Source organism: Sphingobacterium sp. UBA7038 (genome assembly GCF_002494055.1).
Classification (GTDB): domain Bacteria; phylum Bacteroidota; class Bacteroidia; order Sphingobacteriales; family Sphingobacteriaceae; genus Sphingobacterium; species Sphingobacterium multivorum.
Map to the genome: position 1 here is coordinate 385,833 of NZ_DLAV01000011.1, position 21,576 is coordinate 407,408.

Annotated in this window: 18 protein-coding genes and 1 pseudogene; 5 read left to right on the top strand and 14 right to left on the bottom strand. The window is 37.3% G+C overall.

Annotated features, from left to right (window positions below; translation table 11 throughout):
• Positions 1–28: 28 nt before the first annotated feature.
• Entirely contained in the window at positions 29–565 is a 537-nt protein-coding gene (locus B3H30_RS06185; protein WP_112375675.1) for an antirestriction protein ArdA, read from the bottom strand.
• A 709-nt stretch (positions 566–1,274) separates the two neighbouring features.
• Here B3H30_RS06185 and B3H30_RS06190 point away from each other — a divergent pair.
• Together B3H30_RS06190 and B3H30_RS06195 are read left to right on the top strand one after the other, a co-directional pair.
• Positions 1,275–2,030: a hypothetical protein gene (locus B3H30_RS06190; RefSeq protein ID WP_112375674.1), complete on the top strand. Its 756-nt coding sequence runs from the start codon at positions 1,275–1,277 to the stop codon at positions 2,028–2,030.
• A complete protein-coding gene (locus B3H30_RS06195) occupies positions 2,017–3,594 on the top strand; it encodes a sulfatase (protein ID WP_239468740.1) in 1,578 nt (525 codons plus the stop codon). Before B3H30_RS06190 ends, B3H30_RS06195 begins: the two co-directional genes overlap by 14 nt.
• A gap of 735 nt (positions 3,595–4,329) precedes the next feature.
• Here B3H30_RS06195 and B3H30_RS06200 read toward each other — a convergent pair.
• The 8 genes from B3H30_RS06200 to B3H30_RS06235 all read right to left on the bottom strand — a co-directional run bounded on the left by B3H30_RS06200 (position 4,330) and on the right by B3H30_RS06235 (position 12,686).
• On the bottom strand, positions 4,330–5,607 hold the full coding sequence (locus B3H30_RS06200) for an HlyD family efflux transporter periplasmic adaptor subunit (RefSeq protein WP_286833698.1): 1,278 nt from the start codon (positions 5,605–5,607) through the stop codon (positions 4,330–4,332).
• Positions 5,608–5,610: 3 nt separating this feature from the next.
• On the bottom strand, positions 5,611–7,794 hold the full coding sequence (locus B3H30_RS06205) for a peptidase domain-containing ABC transporter (protein ID WP_286833699.1): 2,184 nt from the start codon (positions 7,792–7,794) through the stop codon (positions 5,611–5,613).
• A gap of 37 nt (positions 7,795–7,831) precedes the next feature.
• Positions 7,832–8,494, bottom strand: coding sequence for a hypothetical protein (locus B3H30_RS06210; protein ID WP_286833701.1), 663 nt, complete (start codon positions 8,492–8,494; stop codon positions 7,832–7,834).
• Positions 8,481–9,149, bottom strand: coding sequence for a hypothetical protein (locus B3H30_RS06215; RefSeq protein ID WP_286833704.1), 669 nt, complete (start codon positions 9,147–9,149; stop codon positions 8,481–8,483). Before B3H30_RS06215 ends, B3H30_RS06210 begins: the two co-directional genes overlap by 14 nt.
• A gap of 97 nt (positions 9,150–9,246) precedes the next feature.
• Positions 9,247–10,347 carry a TlpA disulfide reductase family protein gene (locus B3H30_RS06220; RefSeq protein WP_286833706.1) on the bottom strand — a complete coding sequence of 367 codons (1,101 nt, stop codon included), beginning with the start codon at positions 10,345–10,347 and terminating at the stop codon, positions 9,247–9,249.
• A 63-nt stretch (positions 10,348–10,410) separates the two neighbouring features.
• Positions 10,411–10,656, bottom strand: a complete 246-nt coding sequence (locus B3H30_RS06225; RefSeq protein ID WP_286833709.1) for a hypothetical protein — start codon at positions 10,654–10,656, stop codon at positions 10,411–10,413.
• Between the two features lie 12 nt (positions 10,657–10,668).
• Positions 10,669–10,923 carry a hypothetical protein gene (locus tag B3H30_RS06230; protein ID WP_286833710.1) on the bottom strand — a complete coding sequence of 85 codons (255 nt, stop codon included), beginning with the start codon at positions 10,921–10,923 and terminating at the stop codon, positions 10,669–10,671.
• 113 nt (positions 10,924–11,036) lie between these two features.
• The gene (locus B3H30_RS06235; RefSeq protein ID WP_286833713.1) at positions 11,037–12,686 is read right to left on the bottom strand and encodes a vitamin K epoxide reductase family protein; all 1,650 of its coding nucleotides are present in this window, start codon (positions 12,684–12,686) and stop codon (positions 11,037–11,039) included.
• 417 nt (positions 12,687–13,103) lie between these two features.
• Here B3H30_RS06235 and B3H30_RS06240 point away from each other — a divergent pair, with 417 nt between their 5' ends.
• Positions 13,104–13,814 carry an acylneuraminate cytidylyltransferase family protein gene (locus tag B3H30_RS06240; protein ID WP_112375667.1) on the top strand — a complete coding sequence of 237 codons (711 nt, stop codon included), beginning with the start codon at positions 13,104–13,106 and terminating at the stop codon, positions 13,812–13,814.
• Positions 13,777–15,165: a hypothetical protein gene (locus B3H30_RS06245; protein ID WP_286833716.1), complete on the top strand. Its 1,389-nt coding sequence runs from the start codon at positions 13,777–13,779 to the stop codon at positions 15,163–15,165. The genes B3H30_RS06240 and B3H30_RS06245 overlap by 38 nt, the downstream gene beginning before the upstream one ends.
• 759 nt (positions 15,166–15,924) lie before the next feature.
• On the opposite strand, the gene B3H30_RS06250 is transcribed toward B3H30_RS06245, so the two are convergent.
• Complete coding sequence (locus tag B3H30_RS06250; RefSeq protein ID WP_070563767.1) at positions 15,925–16,287, bottom strand: phage portal protein; 363 nt, start codon at positions 16,285–16,287, stop codon at positions 15,925–15,927.
• Positions 16,287–17,072, bottom strand: coding sequence for a shikimate dehydrogenase (aroE, locus tag B3H30_RS06255; protein ID WP_286833717.1), 786 nt, complete (start codon positions 17,070–17,072; stop codon positions 16,287–16,289). Before aroE ends, B3H30_RS06250 begins: the two co-directional genes overlap by 1 nt.
• A gap of 200 nt (positions 17,073–17,272) precedes the next feature.
• On the opposite strand from aroE, the gene B3H30_RS06260 reads away from it, so the two are divergent.
• Positions 17,273–18,169 carry a helix-turn-helix domain-containing protein gene (locus B3H30_RS06260; protein WP_286833719.1) on the top strand — a complete coding sequence of 299 codons (897 nt, stop codon included), beginning with the start codon at positions 17,273–17,275 and terminating at the stop codon, positions 18,167–18,169.
• 216 nt (positions 18,170–18,385) lie between these two features.
• On the opposite strand, the gene B3H30_RS06265 is transcribed toward B3H30_RS06260, so the two are convergent.
• The 3 genes and pseudogenes from B3H30_RS06265 to B3H30_RS06275 all read right to left on the bottom strand — a co-directional run bounded on the left by B3H30_RS06265 (position 18,386) and on the right by B3H30_RS06275 (position 21,473).
• The gene (locus B3H30_RS06265; protein WP_286833726.1) at positions 18,386–20,410 is read right to left on the bottom strand and encodes a glycoside hydrolase domain-containing protein; all 2,025 of its coding nucleotides are present in this window, start codon (positions 20,408–20,410) and stop codon (positions 18,386–18,388) included.
• Between the two features lie 138 nt (positions 20,411–20,548).
• Positions 20,549–20,761 (bottom strand): annotated as a pseudogene (locus B3H30_RS06270) (TMEM175 family protein); the annotation flags it as partial.
• Complete coding sequence (locus tag B3H30_RS06275) at positions 20,754–21,473, bottom strand: outer membrane beta-barrel protein (protein WP_286833720.1); 720 nt, start codon at positions 21,471–21,473, stop codon at positions 20,754–20,756. The pseudogene B3H30_RS06270 and the gene B3H30_RS06275, both read right to left, overlap by 8 nt.
• Positions 21,474–21,576 lie beyond the last annotated feature (103 nt).

Sequence of the window (21,576 nt, forward strand, 5' to 3'; positions counted from 1 at the left end):
GATCGGATCGCCTGGTTGAAAAATTTAGTTATGATTTACGGAAGACAAAGCCATCGTCGAACCAGTAGTCAGTCATGAAAAGATCCCTTGCAAATGCCTCGTAGTCAAAATATTGTTTGGCAATTGAGGGGAGGTCATACAGCTCTCCCACTATCTCCCTTGCAAAATCCTCCTCATCATCATATTCACCTTGATAGTCTTCTTCAAAGCGAGATATTAGGTCATAAATTTCTTCTTTGGCTAAGTTCCTATTAAGGTTATCGCACCAAATCAAGAACGGCTCTTTATGATCTTGATCCATTCGGTCTACTGCGTCAAGAACTTCAAAAATATTTGCACTGATACAGTATTCATTAATAAGGTCTTCGGGAATGTTCTCATAATCCTGATACATGAATTCTGGATATTCTTCATCTGCGTGAAGTTCCTTACATGCCTCGTAAAACTCCTCTATATCATAATAATCTGACAATTCAAGCCATTTGCCATACAGTGATCCTGTACTATACTTATGAAAAGTTCCAACATAAACCCGAGCTTCTGTGATATCTAATTGATGTAGCATGTCTTTAATGCTTTAATGGTTGATGAATAGATTTTTTTGATTTATTCGGCGATGAGAGGAGGTGCTTGTTTTCGTTTTCCTTTTTATTCTGTTTCCAATGCTTTTTAATTCCCATAGCTGACATTTTTTTTATTCGTCTAAAGAGCCGGAGTATGCTTTTGCTTCGTTTTCATGAAGAGAAGAAGGTTAGTGGCTAGGAGGATAAAAGGTTTTTGAAAAAAAAATACTACCCAAAGGGCTGGAGATTATTTTTTCAAAACTCGCTTTGACCTTTAGGATCCGTAACACGTCTTACCTTCGTTCTTGAAACGAATCAAAGAAAGCATACCGGACCTCGATGGTGTTAGTGGAAGTAAATGGGAATTGCGTTGGAACAGAAATAAAAAAAGACTAATACTTATTATCCCAATTTGAAGTGATTAGGATCTGGGCGATATGCCCTTTAAAGTTATTTAGTTTATGTAAGAAGTGGGACTCTTGAGAATTGAGAAAATCGATTCAATCGGAGGTGTTTTAAAATGTATTTAAGTAACTAAGATCTGCCCTAAAAGGGTAAGAAACTCTATCTTCACTTACGGAAAACAAAGTCAAGTTATTTGGCAACTACGAATGATCACATATTGCTAATAGTTTTGTTTCCGCATTGGATGGGGAAACAATTTGATATTTATGATTATAAGCCAGTAGCCCCGAAAAAGGTGCACCAAATGTGCTCCCAATTGTAAAAAAATATCAGCCCAATTGCCTTTTCTATCATAACGACGAACTGGCAGAGGCAAGATGGGGTGGTTCCGAGTCTGGAACAGTACATTATCCGTGCTGGTCTATGTTTCCTTTTCCTTATACCGGCGCAGGAGAGAGTTGTCCAAAGGCAATTTCCACAAACGACTTCTTATTATTAAAAACCGGTGATCCCGATGGGAACTATTTTATGCCTGCAATGGCTGATGCCCCGCTCCGCGGAGCAAACGGTCGCCACGAATGGTTTTGGGAACCGAATGATGAAAATTCAGTATTTTCTCTTAACCACCTGATGGATATGTATCAAAAATCTGTTGGCAGAAATGCGACTTTGATCTTGGGAGTTACACCCGATACACTAGGGCTTGTACCGCAAATAGATCAACGAAGATTAGAAGAACTTGGAAATGAGATCAAACGCCAATATAGTACCCCAATAAAGGATCTAGATGCAAAAGAAGAGCTTATTCGTTTTAAAAAAGCGGAAGCTGTTACCCAGTTAATGATTGAAGAAAGCATTGATCAAGGACAACGCGTACGTGCTTTCCACATTACTGCGAAAACGAAGCGGGGATGGCAAACACTATTTACGGGTTCGTCCATTGGTAATAAATGTATCATTCAATTGAAAGGCCCCATTCGCTGTACACAAATTAAACTAACAATAGATAAGGCCATTGGCCAACCTATTATTCATACTTTTAATGCTTATGATACTTTTTAAGAAAAATAGCAAATTTATCCTATTAGTGACCCTATTTACAAATATGGGGTTATTGCTGCAGGCGCAGAGCCAACGCAAGGCACAACTTGGTCCCACAACAGAACGCCCCAATATTGTCGTGTTTTTTGTGGACGACCTAGGTTGGCAGGACATGTCCGAACCATTTTACAAGGTCAAAACGCCAATCAACGAAAAGTTTCATACCCCCTATCTCGAAACATTGGCCAAAGAATCCATTAAATTTACCAATGCGTATGCAACACCGGTGTGCACACCTTCCCGGGTGAGCTTTCTGACCGGTTTAAATGCTGCTCATCATCGTGTCACCAATTGGACCCATCCCAAGGCTGACACGCCGACAGATAGCAAAGATGAATTGTTGAATCCACCGGATTGGAATATCAACGGATTGAGTCCTGTGCCCAATGTTCCACATACGATATATGCCACTCCATTTCCAAGCATCCTCAAGGCCAATGGTTACTATACCATTCATGTGGGCAAAGCACACTGGGGGTCTGCCGGAACACCAGGTGCAAGTCCTTTGAATTTGGGCTTTATGGTCAATATTGCAGGGCACTCCGCCGGACATCCACAAAACTATTATGGCGAGCAAAATTATGGTAACCTTCCTGGAAAAGCAGGTTACCAGGCAGTTCCCGATCTCATGGAATATCACAGTACACCCACATTTCTAACGGAAGCGTTAACCCGGGAGGCCCTAAAGGCACTGGAGGAACCTATACGCCGTAAGGAACCTTTTTTCCTTAATTTTTCCAACTATGCGGTGCATGTCCCGATCCAACCCGATCCACGCTTTGTACAAAAATACCTCGACCGTGGCTTAGATTCCACTGAAGCGGCTTATGCTTCCTTAGTCGAAGGCTATGACAAGAGCATGGGCGATATCGTACAATTTCTCAAAGACAAGAACCTGTACGATAATACTGTTATTATTTTCCTGAGCGACAATGGCGGACTTAGCCTCAGCCCGATGCGGTCTGGACCGAGCCATACCCAAAATCTACCCTTAAAAGCTGGCAAAGGCTCCGTTTACGAAGGCGGTATCCGAATCCCCTTATTAATCAAACAGGCCAAACAGCATCCTGCCAATACGGATGCTACCCCTGTGATGGTCGAAGATCTCTTTCCGACAATACTCAGCTTGGCCAAAATAGACAACTATCAGCTTGTCCAAGATAAATCCGACGGAAAAAACCTATTGCCGCTTCTAGAAGGAAATAAATCCGACAATTGGAATAGCCGCCCTTTGGTATGGAATATTCCCAATAAATGGACTGTACCTGATGGCCCGGGGATCAATTTCTTTTCCGCTGTACGACAGGGAGACTATAAGCTGCTTTACGATATGAAAAATGGGAAATTGGAACTCTACAATCTCCGGAACGATATTGGAGAGCTGAATAACCTAGCCCCAAAAATGAAAGGAAAAACCAAGGAACTCAGCAAATTGCTTTCAGATCAGCTCCGGACCTGGAAAGCACAGTTGCCTACTTATAAGGCTACAGGACAGCAAATTCCCTTTCCAGATCAAATAGATTAAGAAACCTAGATGTAAAAATCTTATTTTAAAAGTATTGAAATTTAGAAAAGAAGGAAGTTTTCTCCTCTTCCTTCTTTCTAAATTTCAATACTTCGAAAAAACTCTAAAATTTGCAATATAGTATTTAGAGCGCCTTCCAGAATATAACGTCTGGATTAGTGGGTATCTCAAGTCGGCTATCGACCAAAGCTGGATTAATGAATTCAACGATTTATTAATATCAAAATAAAAGCAGTGAAGATTTAAGTAAAAAATTTTTGCTAACAAAAACCAGCCTCTCCACATTATCGTCAACACTTATGGAAAGTTTGGTTCAGAAGAACTCATGTTATGCCGGCAGCCACTACTCAGGAAAATCCATCAGGATAACGGATCGAGTTTATTTCCAGAGATGTCGATAGGTGGAAGAGTACTCACCTTCAGACTCCACAGCTGTTTAGGGTATATGGCTCCTGAAATGTTTATCGAAACACAGGTCAAAACAGCAGAATTTTCTACTTTAGAACACTCCTAAATTTGGGGAGAGGTCACTTTGTACAGTAAATACACCCCCTCCTGTAGCTGAACCTGGATCTCGATATGTAATAATATAATTAACAAAACCATTCCAGGAACACGAATAAGGACTCCAATATTTCGACACCTGAAATAGCTTACGTAGAACACGGCTATCCGTATAAAAAGAAGTCGGGTTTTCAATCCATTCATATTTCTTTGATATTTGTAATGTCTAAGCTAAAACTTCAGATTCTTGGTTAGATTATCCCATATTCTATTAAAAATTGATTTATCTTCCGTAGTGATCTCTGCATCACCAAATATTCCGGGCTTCAAAATAATCAATGAATCAGTAACAGAACGAATAAGCGAAACTTTGGCGAAAAAGACACTGTCCTGCATTGGAATATCTGATATATAATCTATTTTTCCATTCAAGTAGCCATAATCCTGATATGGATAACTTCGAACTTTTATCAATACTTTTTGTTCTTTTTTAACTTTTGCAGATACCACTTGTGGTAGAAGGAGTTCCCCGTAATACTGTTCATTATTTGGATTGACGTAAAAAAGGGGCTGATCCATCTTAACCTGTTGGTTTTCTTGCAAAAAGGAGCCATAGATAAGTTTACCGTTTACTGGGCTCGTTAATATAAACTGCCGTTTCCAGGTTTCGGCCTCACTTATAAAGCTATTCAGTGCCTGTACAAATTTTTTACGCTCTTCATCGATCTGGTTGCTAAGGTCTGTTAATTCTCTATTTTTAGCGAGCATATTTCCTTCATAACCAATTAAATTATTTTCTATCTGAGGAATAGTTTGCCTCTTTGCCAGTAGCAATGCTTCCTTCTCACGTAGTTCAGAAGGACTAATAATTTTCTTTTGAGCGAGCAATTCGTACTTTTCGAACTCTTCTTCTGCAAGTTTCAGCTGCTGCTGCTGTAGCTTAAATGATTGCGTTCCTTTTTCATACTGTCTCGCCAGATTAGTCAATTCCTTTACTAAAGCTCCTTTTCTCTTTTGGTAAATCCCATCCTCGCTTGCTGCTCTATAATTCAGATAAGCTAAATAAAAATTCTGATATCCTGCCTGCAATTCTCCTAAGTTAAGTTTAGCCGGGTCAATTAGACTTTCTAGATTATAACTCTCGTTTTTTACTTTTTTCAGATTTTGTAAGCGTTCCAGCAGAGTTGTCACCTGGCCGTGATCTGCGGTACTTTCCAGATAAGCGAGTTCAGTACCTGGCTTTACCCATTCTCCGTCCCCGACCAATATTTTAACAAGAGTACCATTATTTCGACTCATGATAGCCTTCGGCGCATTGATACTATTGAATTTCACAGCACTTCCAACAATTTCTGGAAAACGTATAAATATGGATAATCCCAACATCAACAGTATTATCCCTAGTATCAAAGAGATACCCCGTTTCAACAGCCAGGAAGGTGGTTTGGCGATAATTTCCTGTAAATCTTCCGAATGAAGATTCTCATTAATCATAATCGATTTTTTCATACCTTAATTCCCTAGTTCCAATTGATTTTTTACCAATTCAAAATATCGTCCTTTTAATCGGGTTAGCTCTATGTGCGTCCCCTGCTCGACAATTGTTCCCTTTTCGATCACAACAATATTGTCTGCGTTTTTTACTGTACTTAGACGGTGAGCAACAACAACTACTGTTCGTCTCTGGAAAAAACGATCCAGATTCTCAATGATGAGCTTCTCATTATTGGCATCAAGTGAATTCGTAGCCTCGTCCAAGAAAATAAATTCCGGCTCCTTATATACGGCGCGAGCTATCATGAGCCGTTGTCTTTGCCCCTGACTTATACCCTTACCGCCGATACCTATCCTAGTTGATATCCCAAAAGGCTGCTCTGCTATAAAATCATTCAGATTGGCAGTTTCGATCGCATGCTGTAAACGTTGTTCATTTGGAAACTCGTCATTGATTGCAATATTGCGCTCGATAGTATCAGCATAAATATAGTTGTCCTGTAACACGGCGCCACAACTCTCACGCCATAAAGAAAAATCCAACTGCTCGAGGCGTCTACCTCCTACAAGAATCTCGCCTTTTTCATAATCATAAAATCTCAATAACAGCTTTAATATGGTTGTTTTACCACTACCGCTCGCTCCTACTATTGCCGTTGTTTTACCCGCAGGAAAGGACAGGTTGAGTTTATGAAATATAGGTTCATTACCCGCTCCATAGTAACGGAAGGTCAGGTTACGGATCTCAATATCTTTCCGCACCGGTAATTTTGAAAGATAATCTTTATGAAGATTTTCTTCTTCATCAGTCTCGTATATCTCATTCAGACGTTCCATACTAATTTTGGCATCCTGATAGGATTGCATGAAACTCAATAAGGACTCGACAGGACTGTTAACCATACCGACAATATATTGTATTGCCATCATTCCCCCTAACGTTATATTACCATCAATGGCTGCTTTGGCACTGATATACGTGATCAGGATTCCCTTCGTCTGGTTGATTGCCATTGACCCGAGTGATTGATATTGCGACAGTGCCAGACTTTTTACTCTGAACTGGAATAGCTTGGCCTGTAGTGCCTCCCAGCCCCAGCGTTTTTGTTTCTGAGCATTATTTAATTTAATATCTTTGATACTTTGGATCATTTCAACCATATAGGTTTGGTTCTCCGATGAAATTTTGAATCTTTTTTGATCCAGTTCGCGTCTGTAATTCATAAAAAACAGAATCCATAGCGTATATAATACAGTGGCAGCAAAAAATATAATAAAAATTGTTGTATTGTAGATAGCCAGCAAGCCCCCAAAGATCAGCATATTGACTAAGGAAAATAGGGTATTTAATGTATTTCCTGTAAGAAAAGACTCAATACGCTGTTGATCAGACATCCGCTGCATCAGATCACCATGAGTTTTCAAATCAAAAAAAGACATGGGAAGTTTCATGATCTTGATAAGCAGGTCCGTCAAAATGGAAATATTTACCCTTGTACTGATATGCAGCATGATCCATGAGCGAATAAAAGAAACCGAGGTGCTCCCAACAAAGAGCATGAGCTGGGCAATCAGAATCAAGTTGATAAAACTGATATTCTTACTATTTATTCCAATATCGACTACCGATTGGGTCAGAAAAGGTGTGACCAACTGTAGAATTGTACCCAAAATCATCCCAAGAAATAGTTGTAGGAAAAGCTTTTTATACCTATAGAAATAGGTAAACATCTTCCCCCACCCCAGCGTAAGTTCAGTCTCATCATCTAGCTGGTAAAAATTAGGGCCCGGGCTTAAAAGAAGTGATAATCCTGAATGTAGTTCCTTGGTGGAGTACCAGTTTTTAGCAAATTCTTTTTCTTCGTAGCTGACTGATCCTGTCGCCGGATCGGCGACCAAATATCTTCCTTTCCTGATTTTATAGAGTACCACAAAATGATTCTGGTTCCAGTGTAGTATGCAGGGAAGCTCTACTTCTTTGAGCTGTTCAAGGCCCAACCTTATACCATAAGTACGGAACCCGAGCTTTTCCGCAGCTTCACTGATCCCCAATAGATTGACCCCCGTATTGGTCGTCTGACAGAGTTTTCGTATTTTGTGTATAGAGACAGACTGCCCATAATACTTAAATATCATACGCAGACAGGTCGCCCCACAATCCATAAAATCCATCTGTTTATAATATGGGAAACGCTTTATCACTTAAAAGTTATATATGGTTTACAAAATCAATTTCCTACTATAGCCTATAAAACGAATGGCGATGATATACGTCATGAATTTTTTCCATCCTGGTTATAGCAGACTGGATAACATGCTGTAAGTGTCCGTCTACATTATACAGGGCCGTGATGTCCGAGTAGCCAAATTCTTTTTGAATGGAAATCATAGGGTACATAACAAACTTATTGCTTGTCATTTCTGAAAACTTGCCGTCTGCCACATCCTCTTCTGAAAAAGGTTCTGCCAAAATAGTTTCAAAAAAAGATCTGAAAACTACGACAAACTGCGTTCCCCAAAAAGTGTCAATCCATGTTAATCCCGACTGAAGAGGAAGCATATTACTGTACCCTCCAATAATTCCACCAAGCAAAAAATTGGCACCTAAACGATGTGCTTCGTAAATAGCGGACAGAAATTTTTCAGTTTCATAATACGGTGTAAACTGATGATCGTCCTCACAAAGAATAATGACATCCTCATCACTTTCAATAGCCATTTGAATTACCCTACAGATACTCATCCACAGCCCAACCGCGCCATTAGCATGTACGGAAGCTTCCACTACTTTTACATCAAATTCATTCCTCCCCTCAAATTGGCCTAAAATATGCTTTAGTCTATCCTTTCTTTTGGGAATATTAATAATATAAGTAGGTATAGTAATGTTATTTTCCATCATCGTTGTTGTCATGAAGGTTATCGAAATGGCCGCGTAAAAAGGACAGTGTTTCCAATCTCCTTTCGGATTTAATAAAATACTCTTCCACAACCCCCGGTTCTGCATTTTTGACCGTTACATCTGAATAGCCGAATTCTTTCTGAATAGAAACAAAGGGGTATATACAATACATATTGTCGCTTATTTGGCTCATTTTCAAGTCAACATTGTCATCGTCATTAAATTCCAGCGCAAGAAGTTTTTTAAAGGCCCTTTTATAAATGATCGTAAATTGAAATCCTGTAAAATGGTTGATCCAGAAAAGTTCCTGTTCCACCTGCACTGCATCTTCAAAATGGCTCACTCCTCCCAATAAAATATCACTATGTAGCCTATCCGCTTTCACTATTGTATTTCTTAAGTAGGCTAAGCTATAATCTAGTGTAAAACAATGATCGTCTTCGCAGACAATGATATAAGGTAATTGCTTTGTCTCTGCTTGCTTTATAATGTTATATAAAGTTTGCCATAAGCCTACTGCACCTATTTTATGTTTCACCGCTTTAACAAGTGCAAATTCAAATTCCGATTTACCGGCAAACTGCTTAAGTATATGGTTCTTCCGATCATCCCTGTCCTCTAGGTTAATTGCAAATACCTGAATTTTTTCTTTCATATTAAAACCCTCAAAATTGTAACGCAGTACTCTTCATAATTTCATCTAACAACTGGCATCAGCATAGCAATCAAGCTGCCCTCGGGAATAAAAAACATCAATAACATTGTTTATCTTTTAGAAACTGATACAATTGTTCAGAATTTATATTAACACGAACGATTTGCCCATTCTGATCAACTAAAAAATTATGTGGGATTGACCTGATACCGCATTTATTAAAAAAATCACTGCTCGATCCCATTAAATCTGACACCTGCACCCAGGGATATTTATATTTATCCAATGCCGAAATCCAGTTGGACCTATCCACGTCCACAGAAACACCAATGATCTCAAAGTTTAAAGAGTTTGATTTATTGTACCACTTCCCTATTTTATCCAGTTCTTCAATACATGGTGCGCACCAGCTTGCCCAAAAATCAACCAACACATATTTTCTATAACTGGCCGATAATGTAACTTTTCGCCCACTTACATCTTCCATGGTAAAATTGGGTAAATAATCTCCCACCTTGAGACCACCCCTTATACGAACATCAAGCCCTTTTTCTATTCCTCTTCTTTTTAATTTGGGACTCAATGACTCAAAAGCAGCTATCTGCGTAGAATCGGTAAGCATTTTCATTCCTGCGTATGAATAGAGCCGATTAAACCCTATCAACATATCTGAATTTGTTTTAATAAAATTTAAAAAATCCCAATTAAATTGTACCAATAGATTATCCATGGAGTCTTTATAGAGGCTGACATTATTATTTTCATCAATCTTCTGTTTATAATAGAAATACTTTTTGTCAAATGGTTTATGAATTCTATTGTTATAATTGAGATATGCTGATTGTTGCGGACCGCCTTCAATTTTGGCACTATGTAAAGAATCGATTTGACCTGTGATGGTATACTCCGTATTCTCTAAAATAAAAGTTTGCCAACCAATGGCTAGCGACGGAACTTCTATAGAACGAAAATCCGGTTCAGCGATATTGCCTTTAAATAAAAAAGTATCATTTTCACTGTAACATGAATCTATAATTTTTAACTTTGTAGCACTACTATATCCCCCTGCTTTATTGGTTAAATAAACCGTTTGGTTTCCCAAACCTTTTAACTTGCCCTTGATTGAATATTTTTGGCTCTGGGCCAAAAGCGCTTCTGCAATAAAAAAAAGAAAGCATAATATCGAAAATCCTTTCATACTTTAATACTTTTTTAATTTAGGGGTCGCCAATAACTATGACGGCCCCAGGTTTAACAACAATTATTTAGGACAAGTCTTAGCAGCTTTCCCGTCACAATATATATTATCCTCATCCGTTGAACAGGATACGCCATACCCGCAGTCGTGCGATAGCTTAGTGGAATCCTTATCTTTGCATGCCACAGAACAAGAGGATCCTACACCGCTTCCACCTCCACTTCCCGTGAAACCGCCCATAATATTTTTAAGTTCTTCCCTTGAAAGAATTTCCTGATTATCAATAGTTTTTAAACTGATCTTTTTCATAACTTTTTCTTTTTAACATTTTGTAGTTTTCATTGTACCATCCTGGGTTTCACAGGCCACATATCCATTCGGACCATCAACACCAGCGCATCCATTTGCATAGCCGTTGCATGATAGCGTACGGCCATCGCCACATGATGCTGTTGCTGAACATACAACACCTGTACCGCTGCCGCCGCTACCGGTAAATCCCCCCATTATCTGTTTTAATTGATCTCTGGAAAGAAGTTCATCTGCCTTAATTGACTTTAAATTGATTTTCTTCATTCATTTAAATATTTAAGTTTATAATGTCCATTAGCTCCTGGGCATCAAAATGGAGGGCCTTTTACAGGGAGCCTTCTGTTGTTCGGATTGTTGCAATCAATACCGAACATCAACTACGTAGTATTTTTAAGTATATGTTTTAAATCATTAATCCGGTAAGAATCAGGAAGCTCGTGGCCATTGATATAGAAAGTAGGTGTTACCCTTATTTTCATGTTATCACACCATATACGCATAGCCTCAATTTTATGCTTCTGTCTTTCCAGCTCACCATTCATCGGATATCTTTCTGCGAAGGATGTATAATCCTTAATTTCTGAAAGATACCAATCATCCAGTGCCTCGGAGACTTTATTGTGACCATCTCGTTCCTGTATTGCCAATAGATGTTTAACGGGCGCAGTCTTAACATCATTATCTTCTCCTGTCGCCGTAAAAATAACCCTAACTTTAATATTATTATTCGATCTGATAAGCTCCTCGAGTTCCGGATGGGCTTTAGCACATGGACCACAGTATGGATTACAGACTTTGATGATCTCATGATCCGCTTCTAGATTACCAATCTGTACTCCGAGACCTTCCACTGGCAATGTAATGTTGGGTTGCTTTTGTAGCAATATTTGAAAAATATCTGTACTATACCGTAACTGATGCCATTTTCTTTTGTGTTCTTGATTTTCTTTACTACCCTTGAAAACTGGAACCAAACTAGAGCTTAAACTCAGCATACCCCCTCCAATGATTAATAAGGTCGTAAGGGGAAAAATCGATAACGAATTTAAACCATTGAAGTAAATGAAAACAGCAGAGTTAATTGCAGAAAGAAATAACACTCCTTGGACCATCAAGCATAGGGGGCACCATTGCTTAACTGTCTTCCACTGATAGTAGACAGAATAGAGTGTATAAGGGACGGCCAATAAGGAAAATAATGCCCAATAGGATAAATAAAGAATATTTGTAAGACCAAAAAGTAACTGCGACAATATCATCGTAGTGAAATAACTAAATCCAATAACAGACCAGCTTAATCCAATAAAAGAAGCGCCTTTTGATTTCAGAACGGCATCACAATTAAAACTACCGGTCTGCCCGCCGCAGACTTGTTTCAAAAATGGATTATGAGCATCTATATCATGGCATAGAAGCAAAAGACTTATTATACTTCCTATCGTATTTAGTAGAAAAAATAGGACGGAAAAGGCACTTATTGGCAGAACATCGTTTAACACAGCATACCCGATGCTAAAAGACCATGCTATCACAAATATTAAAAGGAGTACAAGCTTCTTCAAAAAGCTGCGTTTTTCAAGCTGTCTGTTTTTCTGATAATACAATTCATCCTTTGAAGTGGAAGCATCAACCAACAAAACGATATCCTTGTCAATATTACTAAAATCATTAACCGAAGCAGATACTTCGATTTTCTGAACAGGATCTAAATAATTAATCTCATCGCCATCTATTTTAGTCACAACAGTAAAACAAGCTTGAGGCCAATACGGCTGTTGGATTGAACATATAAATGGTAGTTCAAAATCATTATAATTATAGTCTCCTTTTCGGATGGCAGCACTCTCAATGCCATATTCCGACAAGGTATCTATAATTGACAATAATGAGGGATATTCAGTGTGTTCATCTATCAGAGTACTAACTCCAGAAAATGTATTTTTAATTCCGTAATGATTTAAGATATGCTGACAAACTAATGTCAGATTATTTTCATAAACATTTGTATTAATAAAATTGCGTAACATTCTTAATTAAAATATTAAGGTTATTTATTGTAACTTTTTCATAATTTATTGATCCCCCCCTTTACAATTACCACTTGACAATAAAATAATACTGCATAATACTCTCCTGTAAATCACATAAAAATTTATAAACTAAAATAAGTTCAGAAAAGAAAAATATTTACTCAATATTTATTTTAAACCAAAATAGAATTCATATAATATTTTGTTAACTTTAGGTAATTATTTGGATTATGTTCTACATAAAACGAATATACATAAATAAGTTAAATAAAAAAATAAATTTCATAAATTTCAATTACAGCATTTTCACAATCAAAAATCAACAATATAAAATATAATTATAAATACAAGTCACATATATTAAATGAATATTCTCCAAAGAATAACCCATTAAAACGACAAAAAAGATTATGTATGACAAATAAGCTTATTGCATTTATACCTCTCAGAAAAGGTAGTAAAGGTATCATTGGAAAGAACCATAAATATTTTAACGGTAAACCACTGTTTCAATGGATTTTAGACACTGCCTTAAAAACTCATAAATTCGATGAAATATGGGTGGCTACAAACGATGATATTATAAAAAAAATTCTCGTTGAAGTATATCCGAATAAAGTACTTTTGTTTCACCGAAGCAATAAAAATGCTGATGATAATTCGCCAACTACAGACGTAGTTCTTGAATTTTTAAATGAACACACTTACCTCCAAAATGATAAACTCATATTGTTACAGGCAACATCGCCCCAAACTTCCGTATATGACATACAGGCAGTTATTGCCAAAATAATTGATAATCAATACGATTCAGTTTTATCATGTCTTAGATTAAAACATTTTAGGTGGACGGAAGATGGCGATTCTTTGGATTATAATTGGGAAAATAAACCTAGGAGACAGGATTATAAAGGCTATTTAATTGAATCTGGTGCAATATATGGAAGCACCATTCAGGCCATATTACAAAGTAAACAACTGATTTCTGGAACAGTCGGTACAGTCGAAATAACCAGCCCATTCGCTATCGAAATTGATGAACCGATCGATTGGGAAATAGCAGAAACATACGTTAAATATTTGCAAAATGAAGAAAAAAAAAGATTATTACCTCGAGTTTATTGAAACGGTAGAGGAACTGTTACTCCTATTTATCAACAGATGTCAGCATATTAATAAAGCAGCTATTAATTTAGAAAGGCTAGATTTTTCCAAGACAATAATCAATACATTATGGACACATATCTTTTTCTTTTATAGAGATGAATATAATAATGAACGATTAAAGAGAAATACAAAAAAAAATCTCAAAAGACTTATCTGGAACAATGATCTGAAACCGTTGCTTCCGAATTCAAACGAAATAGGTTATATAGAAACAGTCCCCTGTAAAGCTATTACAGATATGGATTATCTTGAGGAATATAACGGAGCTGTATGTTTCTATTGTTATAACATAAGACAGCTTTACTATTTTCTTCCAATACTAGAAAGGATTCAGGAAAAAACAGTTATTTTCTATAATTTTGATTTAGGAAATTTTAGTACTGAAAATCAAAATATTATTTTTATTGAATTTTGTTTGAGAAGCGATTTCAAGTGTTTTCATCAATCATTTTTGCAGAGAAACTTTCCCTATTTGTTTTGGTTTACTAATAATTTTATGGGATACCTCTCTGCATTAAAACCAAAATGTATAGTTCTTTTGGAGGGCTGCCATTCAGAAATGGAAGCACTGGCTATAATTGGAAAACAGATTCAAATTCAGACTCTATGTCTACAACAAGGTTGGCCTTCAGTAATGCATTCTAGATTCCGTAATATGACATACGACTACTTTCTTACCTGGGGAAATATATTCAATGGGCTCTGGAAGAAATATAACTCAGACCCAGAATTTGTATCAATAGGATATTGCTATAAAGTTCCAAAATTGGCAAAAGAAAATATAATTACCTTTTTTCTACAAGCTCCGATTATTATTTTAAATGAGCAATACTTCGAAAATATTTTAGAATTTGCATTATGGTGTGCAGAGAGCTTTCCAAAATATAAAGTATGGGTTCGTGAGCATCCCGAGTTTACTATTGAACAAAGCTGGGTTAGTAAATTCAGCCAATTTCCAAATATAGAAATAAAAAGCAGTGGAGATCTAAGTAGTATATTTTCACTAACGAAAATCGGCGTCTCCACATTTTCTTCAACACTTATGGAAGGTTTGGTTCATAACGTCATCCCTATTGTTTTGGAGCTATCTTCTGTTCCTTATTACCCGCAAGATATAAAAGGAAAGAAGCTAGGATATATAGCCAAAACAATCGAACAAGCAAAGGTAGATATGTGTTCTATCATCGACAACCAATCTGTTTACAAAGAAAATTTTAATATAATTCGTAAAGAAAAGCAGGATTATTTTTTCGCTACAGGAGACATTGCTATAAACAATGGACTGGATTTCTTTAAAAAATTCAACTAAAAACTTGGTCTAGAAACTCATTAAATGGTTAAATGTGATATTTAAACAGGATAGTCAACCTATACATAAATGGGTCAAACTGTAACCTCAGAAAAATATTACAATTAATCTCAACAGGAAAAGATCAATCGAACGTTCTGTTGTAAATATGCACCAAAACCTCAAAATATATATAGCCGGAAATTTTATCTCGCAGGTTAACCATTTCTATTGATTTGCATCTTTAGAACCTTAATTAATTATGAGGATTTTATTAATGTTTTTTTTCCGAGCAACATCTTAAGGGTATCTAAACTTATTTAATTTATCGTTTTCACTGCAAATTATGTAACGATAGTGTAACAGTACCAAATTTTGATAAGTAAAAAATATTCAATATATTGCCTTAGCAAGCTAGAAACAACGTTTTTGTGTCAGGTAATGAGGTACCGACTATTAGACTCATAATCTTTTGGTCCCTGGTTCGAGCCCAGGTGGGAGCACAGAACAAAAAAGTCGCTTTTCTATATAGAAAAGCGACTTTTTTCGTTTCTACGCATCGTTTTCCGACGATGTAAAGGTCTAGGAGAATCACACCATTTCAGCCTGTTTTGCATAGTTTTTTATTGAACTTCACGTAAAAAGATATCTAACGGGATTTTTCACCTGCTAAAGAAAAAACTATAGCAACCGTCAGCGCAAAAGTTTATGAACACCACAAGAAATCAGATGGTACCTACGATGTGGAAATAATACCTTTTCTGTAAAGTTTACACTATATTAGCACCTTAGATATTCGATCAATTCAAACCTATTTCCGAATGGATCTCGAAAAAAAAATCGTTCTCGACCATCTATCTTGGACGAGTATTTTACGATTATATTCTGATTCTTCAAAAATAATTTAGCATGGGATAAGTCGAAAACTTCAAACGCAGGATGTATATCAGAATTTGTTTGATGGTACTTTTCTTCACGAATATGAAGCTGGATATCTCCGATTTCAAACCAAATAGCCCCCCTGGGATGATTACCAAGGATTTGATTCAAACGCAATATCTCAGCATAAAACCTTTGCGCTGAAGCTAGCCCGCCTAAAGGAACACTTATGAGTATATGCTCTACACGTTTAAATTTGATCATTAGTGTATTTTTAAAACATTGGCCAACGCTGAATGCATAACAGAAGGCTCGACGTCCATATCCATCCAATATTTAATTGCTATTCTGCCTTGATTAACGAGCATACTAAGACCATTTAAAACGCTACATCCCTTTTCTCGAGCGGTTCTTATAAAATGAGTATCTGGGGGATTGGGTATAACATCTGCGATAATCATCTCCTTTCCGATAAGATCAAATTCAATATCGAGTTTTTGATCCACATTGGGAAACAGCCCTACACTAGTTGCATTGATCAAAATATTCGTTGATAATTTTATCTTATACCTTCCTTCCCAACAGTTAAATAACGCGTTAGTTTTAGTATTACTATTTATCAGATCGGCAAGTTCTTCACCTTTAGATTTGTCCCTATTTACAATAATAATTGTATGGGCTCCCGCTAACGCCAATTCAACTGCAATTGCGCGAGCAGCGCCTCCAGCACCAAATATTGTAATACACTTGTCCTTAGGATCTTCAATAATTTCTAGCGCTTTTAAAAATCCTTTTCCATCTGTATTCTCACCTATCCAAAGGTTCCCCCTTCTAACTACAGTATTAACCGCACCTATCAATCGTGCAGAGCCTCCTAATTCATCAAGATATGGAACGACCGCTATTTTGTGTGGAATAGAACAATTGAAACCAATCCATCCCATGGCTTTTGCTCCTTTGATAGCATCTGCCAGATGCATAGGCTCAACCTTGCAATTCAGATAACGAGCGTTGATACTGTGATATCTATAAGCTGCTTCAATCATCATTACAGTTGGATCTCAGAAGCTGGTTTGGCAAAAGAGCCCGTAATAAAAGGCAAAAAATCAATGTTATCTTGCATAAATGTGAAATAAAGTAATTGATACAAAATGATAAATCTTCTATTACAAAGATTGCATATTACCGGCGCCACGCCCAGGTATATTTAAAGGTATTTTTTGTATTTTTATCGTAAGCACTTTTTAAAATGAAGAAAATACAGTTTGATCAACTCGTTATTCATGATTATGAAGAAAAGACTTTTCATTTACCCCTTCATAGCCATACTTATTATGAACTGGTTTATATCCACAAAGGTAGTGGCATTCATTTACTGAACAATAATAGGTTTCAATATGGGGAAGGAGATCTGTTTATAATAAGTCCAGAAGACGAACATTATTTTGAGATAAACAAAAGTACTCACTTCACATTTATAAAGTTCACAGACGCATATCTGTCAGAACACTCACAGCATACAGTAGATAATTTCAATTTATATGAACCTGTCCGAATAATGAAGAATAAGTTATTAAAGGAAGTGAAATTAAAAATAGATGAACCTCCCAATGCTATACTTCGAAATATTGTTGAGAATATAGTATTGTACAAATTTTCGAAGGATATCTCTCGTTCAGCGCTCATATTTTATCAGATACGATCTATCTTAGTCTTAATTAGCGAAGCTGCTGCTAAACTTCATATAAGAATTGACAATGGTCAGCCCGGTAAAGAAGAGCTCATTTCCTTCATACATCAACATATCTACCAACCGTCAATTATTCAGATTAAAAACATCGCCGCTCACTTCTCTATTGCAAATAGTTATTTCAGTGATTATTTCAAAAAAAAGTTTGGTATAAGTTATCGAAATTATGTCAACGAATACCGCATAAACTTAATTCAAACTCGATTAACTGTTCCGACCGTTTCACTATCGCAGATCGTATATGAATTTGGTTTTACCGATGAAAGCCATTTAAACAAATTTTTTAAAAACCATATAGGTCTGACCCCAAAAGTATATAGAAATTTACACCTTGAAAATACAGTCTTGATCTCTCCAATCGCAGATTCAATACCTCAAATAAAAGTAGCCAAATAACGCTGACTCTCTGATCAATCGTACTTTGATATTAACAACTATTGAGTTTCGTAGTTTTTATCGAAAATTTTATAACTGCATTATTTTAGCATGGGGCCATTTCATTCAGGAGCAAATTAACTGGTCATCGATTTTCCAATCTCTTTGGCCAGTACTTTTAAATCTCCAAGTAGTAAAAAACGCGAATTTAGTCTACAATCTCTGATCAACTCATGTTTATTTGTTTTCTATGTGACTTATCCAAGGATCATCCCTTCCATAATCAGTTGGCGTTTCCGACGATTCAATCTGTAGCGTCCCTCCCTTTCTAAGCTCTTCATGTGTGATCCATAACCTCTTCAGATCTTTTCCATTCAACCTAATCGATTTGATATAACGCGTTTTGTCGCTTCGATTCGGCACCTCAATGGTCAGTGGATTCTCTTTATTTTCCAATCTGATTTGATCAAAAAATGGCACGCTGATATAAAAAACAGGTTCCCCGACCAAAGGTTGTTGCAATCCGATCGCAGATAGCACCCACCAGCTCGACATAGCACCAGCATCGTCGTCCATGGTTCTTACAAAGGCTTTAGGCTCATTTTTATAGATCCGGTCGATATGTGCTCCGATTCCACGGCTGTTGTCATTAAAGTAATATTGTATGATGGTGTCCAATGCAATTCGATGTATCCACTCCTGATAGCGCCAAGGGGTTTTACTCGCATTATATAAGGTCAGCGATTGCATATCCGGTTCATTCGCCCTATTGAAATAATAACCGTCATAAAACTCATCCAGTTGCTGTGTAAAATTTTCTTCACCACCTGCTAGCTTTCTTAATCCCATAACATCAAAAGGTACATTCCAACGATATTGCCTAATTGTTCCCTGATACATATCCCGTGCCGACATACGGTCGACATCTCGTTTGGTCAGATCTTTGAAATCTTTATTCCAAATTGCCTGATATGATTTTGCTCGCTCCAGATAGATTTTGCTGTTCTGCGGAAAAAGCTTGGACATTGCCCACATATCATAACATGCTTCAAGGTACTTGTCCGGTTTCTTAAAATCATAGCGCAGGGTATCATGTATTAACGAATCTTTTATTCCATCAATATCGACCCGATATCCTTTCTTGACCGCATCCAAAAGAACGACAGCGGCATGTTCTGTCCGGACCGAATTTGCTGGTTCATGAGCTCCTGCAAAGTCAAATTTCCCATAACGGTACAGGTCTGCAATCGAGGAGACAACGCCCTGATACATTTCAGTATCTATCAGCTCCAAAAGCGGTAGTTGTGTTTTATAATTGTCCCAAATTGCCCATCCATGATAACGTATTTCTTTGGAACGATGTATTTTCCCGTCTGTTCCCCTAAAATTTTCCTGCTCATCGCTGATAACATAAGGAGATTGTAAACTGCGATAGAGCAAGGAATAGAATAAATCTACCTTATCCGAATCGCCCTTTACCTGCAGTACCGACAGGGCAGTTTTCCAACGATCAGCTGCACGTTTTTTTACCGTTGAAAAATCTAGCTTATCATATTCTGCAAGTGTCTTTTTTGCGTCCTGTTGATCCACAGCCGAAAATGCAATATTGACGTCTGCTATAAGGCTTTCCTCCTTCAGGTCTACCCAGATCTTGTTCCCCTCCTTTCGCCATTCGCTCGCTGTAGGAATTTCCAGCGCATAATAAATGGTATATGTTCCCACATGGCAGGTCGTTTTCGCACGTACTTTACCGAATAGCAGATTACCCTCCTGTGTAAATTCATTGTCAACAAAAGCGCCATTGAAAGCATGCCCCAAATCAATAAAAAAACCTTTCCTACCCACGGGAAAAGTATATTGTTCACGACCAAAATCATTATTCACAGCCACTTCAACTTGAATACCCTCTGCGGTTTTTAAAGCATAATACCCAGGTTGGGCGTGCTCGTCAATTTTATTCAGCGGCTTTGTATCATTTTTTATAAATGGTCTAATAAGGATCAGTCCACCACTGCCCATACAACCTACTCCCTCGAGGCGATTGTGTGTAAAGCCTTTAATTTCCTTGGCAAGATGCTCATAGCCCGTATGCGTCCCCGGATTAGTATAGGGCACAATGCTCAATTGATGGAAAGGAGAAGAAGCCGCTGGTGAAAGCTGGCCGTGGTCGCCGGAAGATCCCAAGAAGACGTTTACACGATCGGTCTGCGCTCCAGCAATTGTAGCATAACAGAGCATCAAAGACAGCAGTAATTTTTTCATATATAGTCTATTATTTTTTATATGTATAAAGGGCGCAAACTGATTTTTCACGATACAAAAAGCTAACCTATACAGTTCTTGGCCATAGCAAACAACTATTTTTTTCAGCGCCTGATGTTTTTTATTTATTAATTCTTCGAGAACTTTTCGAACAATTTGAAAGAGATGATGGTGATTATACCAGTACAGTCCAACGTAAACAAAACTAACGATATAGGAGATAACTTTAGGATATAATGGTTTAAGGCTAGCAAAAGTAAATCCTTCAGGTACTTATAATTCAAGTACCATAATCGTTATAATGATGGCCAAAACGCCATCACTGAATGCTTCTAACCTGCCTTTAGTCATTTTTGAAGATCGGGGTTAATAGCTGATACTGCAGGCCTAAACGGAATACATTTAATCGCGCCACACCAGGATCACCGCCCAACATTCCACTACGGTAGTCTTTTAGGCCCCATGAATAACCGGCAAACATGGTATAACGGTCATAATTTACATTAAACTGTAAACGCGGGCGTAGATCCAAATCGATAACCTTGCCTCTATCACGATCAAAACTTGTTTTATTCCCCTGTTTATCTTCAATGCTACCATTTTCTTTGATGCTCAGCGTTTTGGCAATATCCATACCCAGCTGTATATCCATTGTCATCGGTTCAAAAAAGACACGATAGCCAACAAAAGGATTAAAATTGATAAATTGTTGATTGAGACGGGTTTGACCACAGCTTCCATTCATAAACTCGTTGCCTTCCAAATCAATCTTTGTCTGCAATCGTTCATAGGCGCCTTCCAAACCTAATATCAGGTTGTTGGCAAAAACATACCGGTAGTTTAAAGCACCACCGATATTGATTCCATATTTTTTTCCGTAAGGATTATTGGTATAATAGTCCTGCTGCGTAGATCCATTCAACATACTCTTCGCTTCGGCTCCCGATCCCGTAAAGTTGGACACACCGGAAGTAATACCCACTCGTAGTTCGTGCGATTGCGAGAAAGCCATAAAATGGGTTATACCAGCAAAAAGTCCGACAAGTAAAAATCTCTTCATCATAACCGAAATATTAAATTAAAATCCTTAAAAAAATGAGCGTGTTCGATTGTTAAAAGTAAGAAAATTTATGTGATTCAACTTACTCCAATCCTTATTTTTTCTG